Genomic DNA, 14,274 nt, shown 5'->3' with positions numbered 1-14,274 from the left:
GGTCGGTCAGGCCGGGGTGCGCAGCCGCCCGGTCGTGGTGGCGTGCGCCCTGGCCAGCTCGGCCAGCCGACGGATGGAGCAGGGGAACCGCTCCTGGTGGCCGTCGTGGCCACGGCACCACCCGTCCTCGGTGGGCGAGTGGTCGACGAGCAACCGGCCGACGAGCTCCGGGGTGCGGGCGAGCTGTTCGGCGCAGGCCGTGTAGGGATCCTCTGCCACGATCGGGCGTCCTTCCTGTGTCGAGCCGTCCCCGACGCCGACTGCGGATGGCCGGCAGCGTGTGCTGCGGATCGCCGAGTGTAATCGAGTGATTGCGGAGAGCTGTGGAGGCGGTCCGCCGAAACGCCGACGGCGTACCGCTGGATGCCGGCAGGCCCTCGGCCGTGCCGGCGTGGGGTACGCCTGCTGAAACACGCGTGTCAGTGCAGGATGGTCGCCGTGCCGGCCACCCCACCCCCTTCCGCACGTCGAGCCGAGCTGCTCGAACTCGCCTACCGCTACGCGCTGACCCACGGGCTGGCCGGCATGTCCCTGCGCCCGCTGGCCGAGGCCGTCGGCAGCAGCCCGCGCGTGCTGCTGTTCCTGTTCGGGTCCAAGGAGGAGCTGGTCAGGGCGCTGTTGGGGCGGTCGAGGGCCGAGGAGCTCGCCCTGCTCGACGAGGTCCGCGCCGCCGGCGCCGACGCGACCGAGGCGGTGCTGCGGCTGTGGGACTGGCTGGCCGAGCCCGAGCACCGCGGCCTGTTGCGGCTGTGGGCCGAGGGCTACGGGCGCTCCCTGGTCGAGCCCGACGGCCCGTGGCGCGGGTTCGCCGCCGACAGCGTGCGCGACTGGCTCGCCCTGCTCGGGGAGCTCCTCGGTCGCGACGACGCCGGCGTCCGCGCCACGGCGGTGCTGGCCGCGCTGCGCGGCGGCCTGCTCGACCTGCTGGCCACCGACGACGTGCAGCGCACCACCGCCGCCGTCCGGGCCCAGGTCGCCGTCCTCGCGCCGTGACGATGGAGCGGGCCGACGGCCACGCACCCGCCCGAGCGCCGCAGCGGCTGGATGTGCGTGAGGCTGGGGGGTGTGCGGGACGTGGAGGGCGGTCTACGCCGGGGCTGTGACGGGCTGCTGTTCCAGGAACGGGGCCAGCAGGCCGGGGACCGCGGACTCGGCGGCGTCCAGGCCGGTGCCGGTGCCGACGTCGCGGATGGCGTAGGCGCCGGCGCCCGCGGCCGTCGTCGCCAGCACGGTGGCGAGCCCGGCGCGGCGCTGGAACACCGACTGGCGCACCGTCCAGCCGATGACGCCGCGGCGCTGCAGGGCGACCGTGGACCGGCGGACCGAGCCGCTGCGGGTGACCAGGTAGTCGCCGACCAGCCCGTGCCCGAGGCTGCGGTAGGCGTCCACGGCCAGCGCCACGGCCACCGGGACGGCGACCAGCGCGGTGACCCACGCGATGTGCAGCAGGACGTCGGTCAGGAGCAGGCCGAGCACCACCAGCGGCAGTTCGCCGACGACGACGGCGGCCAGCGCCCAGCGCAGCCGGCGCCCGCGGGCGGCCACCGGGTGCGGGGCCAGGTGCACGGCCTCGATCGGGGAGACCGGTTCGCGCAGCACGTCGGCGGCGACCCGCTCGGCCACGGCCCTCGGCGCGGCCGGCAGCAGCGTGTTGTGGGCGGACTTGGCGTCCTCCGGCTTGGTCGTCATCCCGGTGGCGACCGCGTCGACCCGGGCCGCGCCGGCCAGCCGCGCCCCCAGCGGCTCGACGACGTCGACGCCGCGCAGCCGCTCCTCCTCGATCGAGATGGACCGGGTGGTGAACAGCCCGCGCCGCACCCGCAGGGTGCCGCCGGGTTCGCGGTCGAGCCGGTAGTTCCACCACATCTCGACGAACAGCCCGAGCGCCCCGACCACGCCGACCACCAGGCCCGCGACGGCCAGGACGGCGATGGCGCCGAGCAGCGGCAGCCCGGAGAGCAGGTCGATGGCCAGGCCGATCACGCCTTCGGTCCGGTTGAACCAGTCCGCGACCTGCATGACGCCGCCGAACGCGGCGACGCCCAGCGCGGGGGCGACGAAGGAGATCGGCGCGTAGCGGATCCAGCGCGGGTCGAGCGCGGCCAGCGCGCCGTCGGCGGTGGGGGTGGCGGACGCGCGGTCGAGCAGGGTGCGGCGCAGGGCGTCGCCGGCCTCGCGGGGCACCCCGCGCAGCGCGACGGTGCCCTCGGCGGCCTGCTCCCCGGTGCCGATGCGCACCGCGACCAGCCCGAACACCCGCAGCAGCGGGTCGGCGGTGAGGTCGACGGTGCGGATGCGGTCGCGCTGCAGCGAGCGCCGGGTGCGCACCAGGACGCCGCTGTGCAACTCGACCCGGTCGGGGCCGACGCGGTAGCGGGTGGTCCGCAGGCGCAGCCACTCGACGGCGACGCCGAGCGCGATGACCAGCGCCGCCCCGGGCAGCGTCCAGGCCAGCGCCGCCCCCCAGCGCTCGCCGTCGGCGATCCCGACGGTGGTCGGGACGCCGGCCAGCACGGCCACGCCGGCCATGAAGAGGGCGGCGACCGGGACCACGCGCCGGTCGAGCCGCTGCCAGTCGCCGCTCACGTCGCGTCCCCCGGGGTGGCCTGGGTGGTCTCGGTGAGCTGCTCGGCGACGTCCGCGGCGAGCGCGTGGTCGAGGCCGGGGATGGTCACCGCGCCCTTGGCCGACGCCGTCGTGACGACCACGGTGGCCAGCCCGAACCGCTGTTCGAGCGGCCCCCGCCGGGTGTCGACGGTCTGGATGCGCGACAGCGGCGCCACCCGCCACTCCTGCCAGAAGAACCCCGTGCGGGTGTAGACGGCGGCGTCGGTGACCTCCCAGCGGTGCACCCGGAACCACCAGCGCGGCAGCGCCGCCACCGCGACCAGGCCGACGGCGGCGATGAGCACGGCCGGCGCGACCAGCCAGAACCGCGCCGGCGCGATGAGGACGCCGAGCACGACCAGCACCACCACCGGGGCGGCGAAGAGCAGCAGCAGGTTGGTCGTCCACCAGCCGATGGCCCGGCGGTCGACCGCGTTGCGCGGTGGGCGCAGCCGGGTGCTGCTGGGTGGTGCCGCGGTGTCGGCCGTTCCCGTGGTCATGGTCCGTCCCCCGAAGTTCGTTTACAATGCGATCGCATCGTATCCCGCCCAGGTGATCGTTGCAATGCGGTTGCATGGCGAAGAGGGGATGCGGGAGTGCCGAAGAAGGTCGACCACGACGCGCGCCGGCGCGAGATCGCCGACGCCGTGCTGCGCCTGGTCGCCGCCGAGGGCCTGGAGGCGGTGAGCCTGCGCCACGTCGCGGCCGAGGCCGGGATCTCGATGGGCGCGGTGCAGCACTACTTCCGCAGCAAGGACGAGATGCTCGCGTTCGCCCTGGAGACCCAGGCCCGGCGCCGCGAGGAGCGGATCGTGCGGCAGCTGTCGGCGGCCGGCCGGCCGCCGACAGTGCGCGAGCTCTTCCGGGTCGCCGCACTGGAGGTGCTGCCCATCTCCGAGGAGAGCCGCGCCGACTACACGGTCGGCCTCGCGTACTTCATCCGGGCGCTGCGCGAGCCGCGGATCGCCGAGCTGATCGTCTCCGGCGGCCCGGCGCTGCACGGCTACTTCGGCGAGCAGTTGGCCAAGGCGCAGCGGGCGGGGGAGGTGGTCGACGGCGTCGACGTGAGCCAGGAGACCCTGGTGTTCTGGTCGGTCGTCGACTCCCAGTCGACCGCCATCCTGCTGGGCGAGCGCACCGCCGAGGCCGCGGTGGCGACCGTCGACTACTACCTCGACCGGCTCTTCACGGTCGCCCGGTCGCAGGTGACGATCTAGTGCGGTGGCCACGACCGTTCACCGGTCGTCGCTCGCCGGCCCGGCGCGGCGGGGTCGACGCCGTCTTCGCAGGGTCCCCGTAGTCCTCGCAGGTGCTGTGGACTCTGCGCCGACCACACCGCCCCTGCGAAGACACCGGGGGGCGGGTGGCTCGGCTACCGGGTGACGGCGTCGAGCCCGGCCAGCAGGTCGCGCGTCATGGCGTCGAGGCGGCGTGCGGTCGCCGGGTCGTAGGTGGGGCCGGTGGTGTCGATCGGGCGGTTGGTCGTGCCGCGCCGCGCCCGGGCGCTGAACGCCTCGGCCGGTGGCTCGTCGACGAGCGAGCTGAGGGCCGCCGCGGCCGTCTCCGGTCGGGCCGCGACCACCGCGGCGGCGGCCTCGGCGAGCGCGCGCCACGGCTGCGCCATCCCGGTGTAGGGGCGGGTGTCGACGAAGCCGGGGTTGTAGGCGATGGTGCGGATGCCGGGGTACCGCTCGGCGAAGGCCACCCCGAGCAGGTCGTTGGCCCGCCCGGCCTGCAGGTTCGCCTTCGTCGCCGAGTAGCCGGCGGTGAGCTGCGGGTCGTCCCAGTGGATGCGGCCCGCCTTCATCCCGGCGCCGGACAGGTTGATCGTCACCGCCCGCTCGGCCCTGGTCAGCGGCCCGGCCAGGGCGTGCAGCAGCACGTGGCGGCTGAGGTAGTACAGGGAGAACGTGAGTTCCAGGCCCTCGGCGGTGACGTGGCGGCCGGGGCGCAGGCCGTGCGCGCCCATGACCAGCGCGTCGATCACCGGGTGGCGGTCGGTGAGCTCGGTCGCCGCGGCGCGGGTGCCGGCCACTGTGGACAGATCGGCGGCGATGAAGTGGGCGCGGCCGTCGCCCTCCTCGACCAGGCGCCGGCCCGGCCCGGGATCGCGGGCGAGCGCGACCACCTCCTCGCCGCGGCGCAACCGGGCCCTGGCCAGGGCCAGCCCGATGCCCCGGGTCCCGCCGGTGATCACGATCGTGCGCGCCATGTCCGCCCCCGGATAAGTCACCATTTGATGACTTGCCACGCTAGCGTCAGGCTCGGAGCGATGTCAACGAGCGATGACTTGCCGGCCCCGGGGCGCCGGCGCGACCGCGCGGCCACCCGCGCCGCGCTGCTGGTCGCGGCCCGGCACCGGTTCGCCGCCCGCGGCTTCGACGGCGTCAGCGTCCGCGACGTGGCCGCCGACGCGGGCGTCGACCCGGCGCTGATCTTCCGCTACTTCGGCTCCAAGCAGGCACTCTTCGAGGAGGCCGCGACCGTCGAGGCCGAGCCCGTCGACGGGCCAGCCGCCGACCTGCCGCTGCAGCTGCTGCGCGGCGTCCTCGACGACGCCGGCCGCTCCGGGGCCGACCACCCCCTGCTGGCCCTGCTGCGCTCGTCGGGGCGGGAACAGGCGCGGCTGCAGCTGCAGCGCCAGATGTGCGAGGGGTTCCTGGCCGACTTCGCCGCCCTCGTCGAGGGACCGGACGCCCAGCTGCGGGCGGAGCTGCTCGGGGCGCTGGTGCTGGGGATCTCGGTGGCGCGGTCGGTGGTCGGCACGCCGGCGCTGGTGGGGGCCGACCCCGCGGCGATCGAGGAGGTCTTCGCCGAGATGGCCCGCGTCGCGCTGGGCGGCTCCGACGGCCGGACGTGAGCCGCCGGCGGGGGAGGCGTCAGGAGCGCTGGACCGTGCCCTGGTGGAAGTAGAGCTGCCAGTCGCCGCCGTCGCGGCGGCGCCACAGCGAGCTGCGCAGCGTGGTGCGGTCGGCGCGCCGCGCCCGGTAGGTGACCAGGACCGTGTCGACGCAGACGCGGGTGGCGGCGATGTCGTCGACCGCGGGCGGCGGGGCGTCCTCGCCGGCCATGGCGGTGAGGACGGAGTCGCGGTCCCAGACCCGGCCGAAGGCGCCGAACTCGCGGAAGTCGGGGTCCAGCAGGTGGCCGGCGGCGTCGGGGGAGCGGCGCACGGCGGGGTCGAGCAGGCGCCTTTCGCGCGCAACGACGTCGTCGAGGACCGGGTCGGCGCCGCTGGTGTGCACGCCACGACGATGGCAAGCCGGTGCCGCCACTGCAACCGGTTCCGCGGCGCTGACCGGATCGGTCCGGTCCACGTCCTGATCCGCTCTGGTCGCCGGGGCCGACGCGGCGTGGGATGGGGCCATGACCACGGCATTGCTCGTCATCGACGTCCAGCAGTCGTTCCGCGAGCGGGACACCTGGAAGGCTGTCTCGAACCCCGATATCGTCGACGACGTCGGCGCGCTCGTCGAGGCCGCGCGGCTGCGCGGCGACCTCGTCGTCTGGGTGCTGCACTCCGAGCCCGGCACCGGCACGGTCTTCGACCCGACCAACGGCCACGTCCGGCTGATGGACGGGCTCGCCGCGCGGGAGGGGGAGCCGGTGCTGACCAAGACCTCACGCAACGCGTTCACCACCACGAACCTGCAGCAGCTGCTCACCGAGCGCGGCGTGCGCGAGCTGGTGGTCACCGGCATCCAGACCGAGCAGTGCTGCGAGACGACCGCCCGGCTCGCCAACGACCTGGGCTACCGGGTCGACTTCGTCACCGACGCGACGGCCACCTTCCCCATCCCGCACCGCGATGCCCCGACCGACCGGACCGTCGAGGAGCTGCTCGCCGACCCGCGCACCTTGGGCGTCGAGGAGGTGCTGGCGCGCACCGAGTACGCGTTGGCCCGCCGGTTCGCCACGATCCGCACGGTGGCGGGGCTGACCAGCGCGTGAGTCGTGTCGTCTTCCTGCTCGTGCCGCAGCTGCACCTGCTCGACCTGGCCGGCCCGGCCCAGGTCTTCTCCACCGCGGCCGACCTCGGCTGCGGCTACGAGCTGGGGTACGTGGCCGAGCGGGCGGACGTCCCGACCGCGCAGGGCGTGCCGCTGCGCGCGGGCACCGAGTGGCCCGCGCTCGACCCGGACGACCTGCTGCTGGTGCCGGGCTGGCGGGGGCGGTTCGGCCCGCACGCCCGCCTCGCCGCGCCGACGCGGGCGGCCATCGCCGGCCACCACGCCGCCGGCGGGACGGTGGCGAGCGTGTGCGCGGGTGCGTACGCGCTCGGCCAGGCCGGCCTGCTCGCCGGGCGCCGCTGCACCACCCACCACGCGCTGGTCGACGAGCTGGCCCGTCGCTACCCGGCCGCGCGCGTGCAGCGCGACGTGCTCTACGTCGTCGACGGGCGGGTCGTCACCTCGGCCGGCATCGCCAGCGGGATCGACCTGGCGCTGCACCTGGTGGCGACCCGCCACGGCGCCGCGACCGCGGCCCGGGTGGCCCGCGAGATGGTCGTCTACGCCCGGCGCAACGGCGGCGAGCCGCAGGCCAGCGCGCTGCTGCGGCACCGGGCCCACCTGAGCGAGGTGGTGCACCGGGCCCAGGACGTGATCGACGGCCGGTTCGCCGAGCGGCTGCCGCTCTCCGAGCTGGCCGCGACGTGCGGGGTGAGCACACGCACCCTGACCCGGCTGTTCGGCGACGCCACCGGCCTGACGCCGCTGCGCTACCAGCACCTGCTGCGCCTGGAGCGCGCCGAGCACCTGATCGGCCACGGCGACACGGTCGAGGCCGCGGCCCGCGCCACCGGCTTCGACGACGCCCGCATGCTGCGGCGCCTGCGGGCCCGGGCCGGGGGCGCGTCCTGACCGGGCGTCCCTACGCTCGACCGGGTGACCGACGACCCGCCGCGCAGCCTGCAGGACCTGGTGCGGGCCCGCCGGCGGGGCGGGTTCGTCGGGCGCCGCGACCTGCTCGCCGCCTTCGGGGACAACCTCGACCTCGGCATCGACGACCCCGGGCGCCGGTTCCTCGTCGAGGTCGTCGGCGACGCGGGCGTCGGCAAGTCGACGCTGCTGGCCGAGTTCGTCCGGGTCGCCCGCGAGCGCGAGCAGCTCACCGGTCTCGCCGACGAGTCGGCGCCCGACGTCGTCTCCTGCCTGACCGCGCTGGCCGAGGACCTGCGGGGGCAGGGGGTGCGCTGCCGGGCGTTCCGCCGGGCGCTGTCGTCCTACCAGCAGCGCCAGCGCGAGCTGGAGTCCGACCCGAACGCGCCGCCGCGCCCGTCCGGCCTGCTGGCGGGGGTCGTGGGGATCGGGCTGAAGCTGGCGGGGGAGATCCCGGGGGCCGGGATCGCGGTCGAGGCCCTCGACCCCGACGCGGTGGCCCGCGAGGCCGACCGCTTCCAGGCCTACCTGCGCCGCAAGCTGCGCAGCGACGCCGAGGTCGAGCTGATGTGGACCCCGGAGCGGGCCCTGACCAGGGCCTTCCTGGCGGATCTGCGCGGCGCCGCGGAGCGCGCGCCGGTGGTGCTGCTGTTCGACGCCTTCGAGTACACCGCCGCGTTCCTGGAGGGCTGGCTGCTCGACGTGCTCGGCGGCGCGCACGGCGACGTCCCGGCCTCGACGGTGGTGGTGATCGCGGGGCAGCGGTCGCTGGACGCCGGCCGGTGGGCCGACTACCTGGGCGGGCGGGTCGTGGTGGCGGTGCCCCGGTTCACCGACGAGGAGGCCCGCGAGCTGCTGGCCGGGCGCGGGCTGCGCGACGAGGAGGTCGTGCGGGCGGTCGTCGACCGGTCGGAGGGGCTGCCGCTGCTGCTGACCGCCTACGCGCAGGGCCGCCCCGAGGGCGTCGACGACCTGGGCGACCCGACCGACGAGGTGGTCAACCGGTTCCTGCGCTGGGAGCCCGACGCGCGCCGGCGCGCGGTGGCCCTGCACGCCGCGCTGCCCCGGACGCTGGACGCCGACGTGTTCGCCGCCGCGACCGGGCAGCCGGAGCGGGCCACCGAGGACTTCGCGGTGCTGCGGTCGCGGGCGTTCGTCAAGCAGCGCGGCGACGGCGTGCGCTACCACGGGATGGCCCGGCGGGCGATGCTGCGCCACGTGCGGACGACGGCGCCGGTCGAGTGGCGTCGCCGGCACCTCGCCCTCGCCGAGCACTACGCGGCCCGCTGCGCGGGTCTCGGGCTGCCCGCGGTGGAGGCGCCGCGCGACCGCCGCTGGCAGTTGGCCGCGGTCGAGCAGGCCTACCACCGGGCGTGCGCCGAGCCGGGCCGTGCGGCGGGCGTGCTGCTGGAGGGGCTGCTCGGGGCGCTGGTGGGGCGCCCGGAGCTGGCGTCGAGCTGGGCGCGGGCGCTCACCGACGCCGCGGCCGACGCCGACCTGACCGACCTCGCGGCGCGCGCGACCGAGGTGGAGGCGCTGGCGTCCTCCCGCACCGACGACGACCTGCTGGAGCTGCTCACCGAGCTCGCGCACAGCCCGGCGCTCGGCGCGGACGCGCGGGCGCTCGCGCTGGCCGAGCGCGGCGACCTGCGGCGCGTGCGGGGCGAGACCGGGCCCGCGCTCGTCGACCTCGACCGGGCCGTCGCGCTGGCCCCGGCCAACGCGGCGGTCCTCGGCCGGCGCGGCGACCTGCACCGGCGGGCCCGCCGGCACGAGGCCGCGGTCGTCGACTTCGACCGGGCGCTGGCGATCACCCCGGACGCGCCGTCGCTGCTGGCCAGCCGGGGCGAGTGCAAGCGGGCGCTGGGGCGCACCGCGGAGGCGCTGGCCGACCTCGACAAGGCGGTGGCGCTGTCCGCCGGCTACAGCTGGGCGCTCATGCGCCGGGCGATGGTGCTGCGCAGGCTCGACCGGTTCGACGCCGCGATGGCCGACCTGGACGCGGCCGTGGAGGTGGCGCCCTCGGCGGCCCAGGTGATCGGCGAGCGCGGCGAGACCCACCGGCTGCGCGGCGACCCGCGGGCCGCGGTGGACGACCTCACCACCGCCATCGCACTCGATCCGGACTACGGGTGGGCGTACGGCAGCCGCGGCGAGGCCCACCACGGTCTCCTGCGGCCCGCCGAGGCGCTGGCCGACCTCGACCGTGCCATCGCCCTGAACCCCGACTACGCGTGGGCGCACGGCACCCGGGCGCAGGTGCACCTCCGCCTCGGCGACACCGGCGCGGCCCTGACCGACCTCGACCGCGCCGTCGCGCTGAACCCCGGGTACGTGTGGGGGCTGGCCACCCGCGCGGGCGTCCATCGCTCGCTCGGTCGTCCCGACGAGGCCCTCGCCGACGCCGAACGGGCCCTGCACCTGTCCCCGCACCACGTCGCGGCGCTGGTGGAACGCGCGCTCTGCCGAGGAGCGATCGGCGAGGTCGACCGCGCGTTGGCCGACCTCGACCACTGCGCCGAGGTGGACACCGCCAGCGGGCGGGCCCACTACCGGGCTGCGCTGCTGCTGCACGGGAGGGGCGAGGCCGGGGCCGCGCGGGAGCGGCTGCGGCGCGCGCTCGACGCCGAGGGCCCGGTCGTCGTGCTGCCCCGCGACGCCTGGCACGACCTCAACCGGTGCGTGTTCCACGCCGCGCTCGGCGACGCGGACGCCGCCGAGCGGTGGGCGCGGGCGGGTGCCGCGGCCACCCGCCGACCGGCGGGCCTGCGCGATGCGCTCGACGAGCTGGACGAGCTGCACCGGTCGACGGGGGTCGCCGTCGACCGGGCCGTGGCCGTGCTGACCTCCGCGCTGGAGAGCCGCGGTTAGAGCGGCGCGAGCACGGTGTTGTGCACCTGCTGGTAGACGACCGACGTCCGGAAGCTGACCACCTCCCGGCGCTGGCTGAGCCGGTCGACCAGGAACCCGTGCAGGTGGTCCAGGCTCGGCACGGCGACGTGCACCAGGAAGTCGTCGTTGCCGGCGAGCACGAACACCGACAGCACCTCGGGCATCCCCGCCGCGGCCGCCTTGAACTCGTCGATGACCCGGCGCTGCAGCGGCCGCACGGTCACCGCGACCATGGCCTGCACGCCGCGGTTGAGCGCAAGCAGGTCGACCTCGGCGCGGAAGCCGCGGATCACCCCGCGGCGCACCAGCGAGCGCACCCGCTGCAGGCAGGTCGACGCGGCCACGCCGAGCCGGCGGGCGAGCTCCCGGTTGGTCTGGCGCGCATCCGACTGCAGCTCGGCCAGGATCGCCGAATCAAGTTCGTCCACGCCCGCCGATACTGCCCCGGTTCCGGCCATGCGTTCGGATCGCCGACCGCGGGCCGCGCACCAGCGCTTTGCTTGTCCCCGTGACCGACCAGTTGAACGGATTCGACCACGAGCAGGTGCTCATCCGGCGCGGAGGGCGGTCGGGCCTGCCGATCGTCGTCGCCGTGCACTCGACGGCCGCCGGCCCGGCCGTCGGCGGCTGCCGGCTGTGGACCTACCCCGACTGGCGCGCCGGGCTCGCCGACGCCCTCGACCTCTCGGCCGCGATGACCGTCAAGTGCGCCGTCGCGGGCCTGCCGCGCGGGGGCGGCAAGACCGTGCTGCCGCTGCCGCCCGGCCTGCGCCTGGACGCCGACCGCCGCCGCGCGCTGTTCCTGGACGTCGGCGACGCCGTCGAGGACCTGGGCGGCCGGTACTTCATCGGCGAGGACGTCGGCACGACCGCTCCGGACCTGCTGACCATCGCCGAGCGGACCGGGCGGGTCATGGGCCTGCCGACCGAGTCCGGGGGTGTGGGGGAACCGGCCGCGCCCACCGCGGCCGGGGTCCTGGCGGCGATCGGGGCCACCTGCGAGGTCGTGTTCGGCACCGCGGACCCGACCGGGCTGCGGTTCGCCGTGCACGGGCTCGGCCAGGTCGGTGGGCGGGTGGCGCGCCGGCTCGTCGAGCGCGGCGCCGTCGTCACCGCCGCCGACGTCGACCCGACCCGGCACGTCCCCGGGGTCGCCACGACGGACCCGGACTCCCTGCTCGACCTGGACGTGGACGTGCTGGTGCCGGCCTCGCTCGGGCACCTGCTCACCCGCGAGGTCGTCGCCCGGCTGCGCTGCCGGGCGGTCGTCGGCCCGGCGAACAACCAGCTCGCCGACCCCTCGGTCGGCGACCTGCTCGTCGAGCGCGGGATCACCTGGGCGCCGGACGTCGTCGTCAACGGTGGCGGCGCGGTGTACGTCGTGCTGCGCGAGACGGCGCAGGTCGGGCACGAGGAGGCGATGAAGCGGGTCGACGCCATCGGCGACACCGTCCGGGAGGTCCTCACCGCGGCGGCCCGCACCGGGTCTACGCCGTCCGCCGCAGTCGCCGACCTGGTCCGTCGGCGGACGGCGTAATTGCGGGATGCCGGTGAACTGGATGGGGGCGGAAGCCGTGTAGCGGGCGCAGCCGGGGCCGTCGGGGGACGGGGGGACGCCGGCCACCGGGGAGGTCCCGTGACCACGAGCACACGACGCACGGTCCAGGAGTCCTACGTCAACCTCGCCTCCGCGCTGCTCGTCGGGGTGCCCATCGCCGCGGCGGCGTGGCTGATGCGCTTCATCCCCTCCCTGTTCGGCGCGACGCCGCTGGTGCTGCCGCTGTGGGTGGTGGCGCTGCCGGTGGTCGCCACGGTGCTCGTGTGGCTGGTGATGAAGTCGTTGCGCTACCCGCCGGGCGGGACGGCGCTGCAGCTCGGGCTGCCGTTCCTGGCGCTGGCGCTGGGCTCGGGCATCCCGGCGTTCCTGCCGGCGCCGAGCGCGCCGGAGGGCGCCCCCGCCGAGCTCAGCCGGCTGGCCCACGGCCCGCACGTGCCGGTGGGGACCGACGCCGTGGTCGTCTTCCGCGAGGAGAGCGGACCGGCGGTCCTGGACATCGACTTCCCCGAGGTCGAGGCGATCAACGGGCTGTGGGCGTACTCGTCGGGGACGGTCACCGGGCCGGGCATCTCGGCCGCCGCGCCCGATCGCACGGCGGAGTGGGGCGACACCATCACCTCCTCCTCCAGCGGCGACGGTCACTCCCGGGTCACCCCGACCATGCGGGTCGAGCTGCCGCTCACCCCGTGGATGGACCGCACGACGGTCCCGGTGCAGGCGGGAATGTGGCTCAGCTACCCGCGCGGCGGCTACTTCTTCACCGACGACGGCGAACGGGTGGCCCGCGACGTCCAGCTGTTCGTCGCGGCTCCCGGGGACCGGGCGTTCGGCGAGCAGGTGGCCGCGTGGCGTCAGGGCCAGGTCGTGCGGGAGAACCACCTGGTCGGGCTGATCGTGATCGGCGGGATCGGGCTGCTGTCCACCGGCGGCGGCCTGCTGTCGCTGATCCGGGCCGGCGGTCGCGGCGCGCCACCGGAGGTGCTGGGCCGCTCGGGCCTGGTGGTGGCCGAGGCCGTGCCGATCCCGCCGGGCCAGGACCACCCGGGCGGGCTGACCGTGATGATCGTGTTGGCCGCCCCGCTGCCCGGCTCCCCGGCCGAACGGGCCAACGTGCGGGCCGGCGACGTCCTGCTCGCCGTCGACGGCAAGATCGTCGAGGGGGTGGAGCCGCTGCGCAAGCGGATCCGCCTCTGGGCCGATGGCACCGGCCACCGCCTCGACCTCATGCGCGACCGCCAGCCGGCCACCGCCACCCTGACCCTCTGACCCCCTGACCCTCCGACCGTCGAGAACGAAGTTGTTGTCGGTTGGACCGGTCCAAATTGACGGCAACTTCGTTCTCGACGGGGTCAGAGGGTGGGGGCGAGGGCGGCCAGGCGGGGCAGGACGTCGGTGCGCCAGCCGGGGCCCATGTTCTCCAGCGCGAAGCGGTCCTGGGGGCGGTCCAGGTCGAAGCCGGAGTGCTCCAGCAGGAGCCGGGTGCCGGCGCCCTCGGCGACCAGCGTCCAGGTCAGGGTCCAGGTCTCGTTGAACGTGTAGACGAACCGCTCGTTCTCCACCACCTCCAGCACCTCGCAGGCGATCGGTCCCCACTTCGGCATCCGCAGGTGGAACCGGTGCCCGACGACGGCGGCGATGTCGCCGGGCGCCCACCAGCGGGCGTGCACCTCGGGATCGGTGAGGCCGCGCCAGACCTTCTCGGGCGCGGCGGCGACGAACTGGTCGACGGTGACGGACGTGGTGCGGGCGGCGGTCATGACGGGTCCTCCTCGGGGACGGATTCGACGACGTCGGCGAACGAGCGCAGGCGCTCGCGCCAGAAACGTTCGAACGGGTGCAGCCAATCGCTGACCTGGGCGAGCGGCTCGGTGGCCAGGTGGTAGTGGCGCCGGCGCCCGACGGGCTCGTCGCGCACGAGCCGGGCGCGCCGCAGCACCTGCAGGTGCTCGGCGACGGCCGGGCGGCTCAGCTCGAACTGGGCCGCAAGGTCGCCCGCGGTGCGGGGGCCGTCGGCGAGCAGTTCGAGCAGTCGCCTGCGGACCGGGTTGGCCAGGGCCAGGAACACCGCGTCGTCGGACACCACGGGACTTTATGTCGGAGACTTCCGACATGTCAACTCTTCCCGACACGTCCGCCGCTGCCCTGCCCGTCCAGGTTCAGGAAAGCCACGTTCCTGAACTGTCATCCCTGAAGGAGCGGGGCCGGTCAACCCCCCTGTTCTTGCTGTTGATCTTTGTTCTGGGGGTTCTCCGCCGGGTTCTGGGCGCGTCGAGGTAGGCGGCGGGGTCAAGGAGCGCCCGTCAGGGCGCCCGCGCAGCGGCCGGAGGTCCTTGACGC

The 14,274-nt window shown here is 75.7% G+C and carries 16 protein-coding genes; 8 read left to right on the top strand and 8 right to left on the bottom strand.

The features are described from left to right. Positions 1 to 6: 6 nt before the first annotated feature. Entirely contained in the window at positions 7 to 219 is a 213-nt protein-coding gene (locus KIK08_RS21365) for a hypothetical protein (protein WP_214404990.1), read from the bottom strand. A gap of 219 nt (positions 220 to 438) precedes the next feature. Here KIK08_RS21365 and KIK08_RS21360 point away from each other — a divergent pair, with 219 nt between their 5' ends. Continuing rightward, entirely contained in the window at positions 439 to 993 is a 555-nt protein-coding gene (locus KIK08_RS21360; protein WP_308257777.1) for a TetR family transcriptional regulator, read from the top strand. A gap of 93 nt (positions 994 to 1,086) precedes the next feature. Here the strand turns inward: KIK08_RS21360 and KIK08_RS21355 are convergent, their stop codons facing one another. Together KIK08_RS21355 and KIK08_RS21350 are read right to left on the bottom strand one after the other, a co-directional pair. Beyond that, on the bottom strand, positions 1,087 to 2,529 hold the full coding sequence (locus KIK08_RS21355; protein ID WP_214405003.1) for a PH domain-containing protein: 1,443 nt from the start codon (positions 2,527 to 2,529) through the stop codon (positions 1,087 to 1,089). Between the two features lie 53 nt (positions 2,530 to 2,582). After that, positions 2,583 to 3,107, bottom strand: coding sequence for a PH domain-containing protein (locus KIK08_RS21350; protein WP_214404988.1), 525 nt, complete (start codon positions 3,105 to 3,107; stop codon positions 2,583 to 2,585). A gap of 96 nt (positions 3,108 to 3,203) precedes the next feature. Here KIK08_RS21350 and KIK08_RS21345 point away from each other — a divergent pair, with 96 nt between their 5' ends. Beyond that, positions 3,204 to 3,824, top strand: coding sequence for a TetR/AcrR family transcriptional regulator (locus KIK08_RS21345; RefSeq protein WP_214404987.1), 621 nt, complete (start codon positions 3,204 to 3,206; stop codon positions 3,822 to 3,824). Between the two features lie 155 nt (positions 3,825 to 3,979). Here the strand turns inward: KIK08_RS21345 and KIK08_RS21340 are convergent, their stop codons facing one another. Further along, positions 3,980 to 4,819 carry an SDR family NAD(P)-dependent oxidoreductase gene (locus KIK08_RS21340; RefSeq protein WP_214404986.1) on the bottom strand — a complete coding sequence of 280 codons (840 nt, stop codon included), beginning with the start codon at positions 4,817 to 4,819 and terminating at the stop codon, positions 3,980 to 3,982. A 60-nt stretch (positions 4,820 to 4,879) separates the two neighbouring features. Here KIK08_RS21340 and KIK08_RS21335 point away from each other — a divergent pair, with 60 nt between their 5' ends. Beyond that, the gene (locus KIK08_RS21335; protein WP_214404985.1) at positions 4,880 to 5,467 is read left to right on the top strand and encodes a TetR/AcrR family transcriptional regulator; all 588 of its coding nucleotides are present in this window, start codon (positions 4,880 to 4,882) and stop codon (positions 5,465 to 5,467) included. A gap of 19 nt (positions 5,468 to 5,486) precedes the next feature. On the opposite strand, the gene KIK08_RS41365 is transcribed toward KIK08_RS21335, so the two are convergent. Continuing rightward, a complete protein-coding gene (locus tag KIK08_RS41365; protein ID WP_308257776.1) occupies positions 5,487 to 5,852 on the bottom strand; it encodes a nuclear transport factor 2 family protein in 366 nt (121 codons plus the stop codon). A 121-nt stretch (positions 5,853 to 5,973) separates the two neighbouring features. Between KIK08_RS41365 and KIK08_RS21325 the strand changes: the two genes are divergently transcribed. From KIK08_RS21325 to KIK08_RS41825, 3 genes are read left to right on the top strand one after another with little or no spacing between them, the layout of a single operon-like run. Beyond that, positions 5,974 to 6,558 (top strand): cysteine hydrolase family protein, encoded by a 585-nt coding sequence (locus KIK08_RS21325; RefSeq protein ID WP_214404983.1) that lies wholly within the window; start codon positions 5,974 to 5,976, stop codon positions 6,556 to 6,558. Continuing rightward, positions 6,555 to 7,469: a GlxA family transcriptional regulator gene (locus KIK08_RS21320; protein ID WP_214404982.1), complete on the top strand. Its 915-nt coding sequence runs from the start codon at positions 6,555 to 6,557 to the stop codon at positions 7,467 to 7,469. The genes KIK08_RS21325 and KIK08_RS21320 overlap by 4 nt, the downstream gene beginning before the upstream one ends. Before the next feature lie 24 nt (positions 7,470 to 7,493). Next, complete coding sequence (locus KIK08_RS41825; protein ID WP_214404981.1) at positions 7,494 to 10,358, top strand: tetratricopeptide repeat protein; 2,865 nt, start codon at positions 7,494 to 7,496, stop codon at positions 10,356 to 10,358. Here KIK08_RS41825 and KIK08_RS21310 read toward each other — a convergent pair. After that, positions 10,355 to 10,807 (bottom strand): Lrp/AsnC family transcriptional regulator, encoded by a 453-nt coding sequence (locus tag KIK08_RS21310; protein WP_214404980.1) that lies wholly within the window; start codon positions 10,805 to 10,807, stop codon positions 10,355 to 10,357. The two genes, KIK08_RS41825 and KIK08_RS21310, sit on opposite strands and share 4 nt — an antisense overlap. Before the next feature lie 80 nt (positions 10,808 to 10,887). Here KIK08_RS21310 and KIK08_RS21305 point away from each other — a divergent pair, with 80 nt between their 5' ends. Together KIK08_RS21305 and KIK08_RS41820 are read left to right on the top strand one after the other, a co-directional pair. Next, positions 10,888 to 11,916: a Glu/Leu/Phe/Val dehydrogenase dimerization domain-containing protein gene (locus KIK08_RS21305; protein ID WP_308257775.1), complete on the top strand. Its 1,029-nt coding sequence runs from the start codon at positions 10,888 to 10,890 to the stop codon at positions 11,914 to 11,916. A gap of 99 nt (positions 11,917 to 12,015) precedes the next feature. Continuing rightward, positions 12,016 to 13,203, top strand: coding sequence for a PDZ domain-containing protein (locus KIK08_RS41820; RefSeq protein WP_214404979.1), 1,188 nt, complete (start codon positions 12,016 to 12,018; stop codon positions 13,201 to 13,203). Between the two features lie 83 nt (positions 13,204 to 13,286). On the opposite strand, the gene KIK08_RS21295 is transcribed toward KIK08_RS41820, so the two are convergent. Together KIK08_RS21295 and KIK08_RS21290 are read right to left on the bottom strand one after the other, a co-directional pair. Beyond that, complete coding sequence (locus KIK08_RS21295) at positions 13,287 to 13,694, bottom strand: SRPBCC family protein (protein ID WP_214404978.1); 408 nt, start codon at positions 13,692 to 13,694, stop codon at positions 13,287 to 13,289. Further along, on the bottom strand, positions 13,691 to 14,017 hold the full coding sequence (locus tag KIK08_RS21290) for an ArsR/SmtB family transcription factor (RefSeq protein WP_308257774.1): 327 nt from the start codon (positions 14,015 to 14,017) through the stop codon (positions 13,691 to 13,693). The genes KIK08_RS21295 and KIK08_RS21290 overlap by 4 nt, the downstream gene beginning before the upstream one ends. Positions 14,018 to 14,274 lie beyond the last annotated feature (257 nt).

The organism is Pseudonocardia lacus (assembly GCF_018531445.1).
GTDB lineage: Bacteria > Actinomycetota > Actinomycetes > Mycobacteriales > Pseudonocardiaceae > Pseudonocardia > Pseudonocardia lacus.
This window is presented reverse-complemented; position numbering and strand designations above follow the sequence as displayed.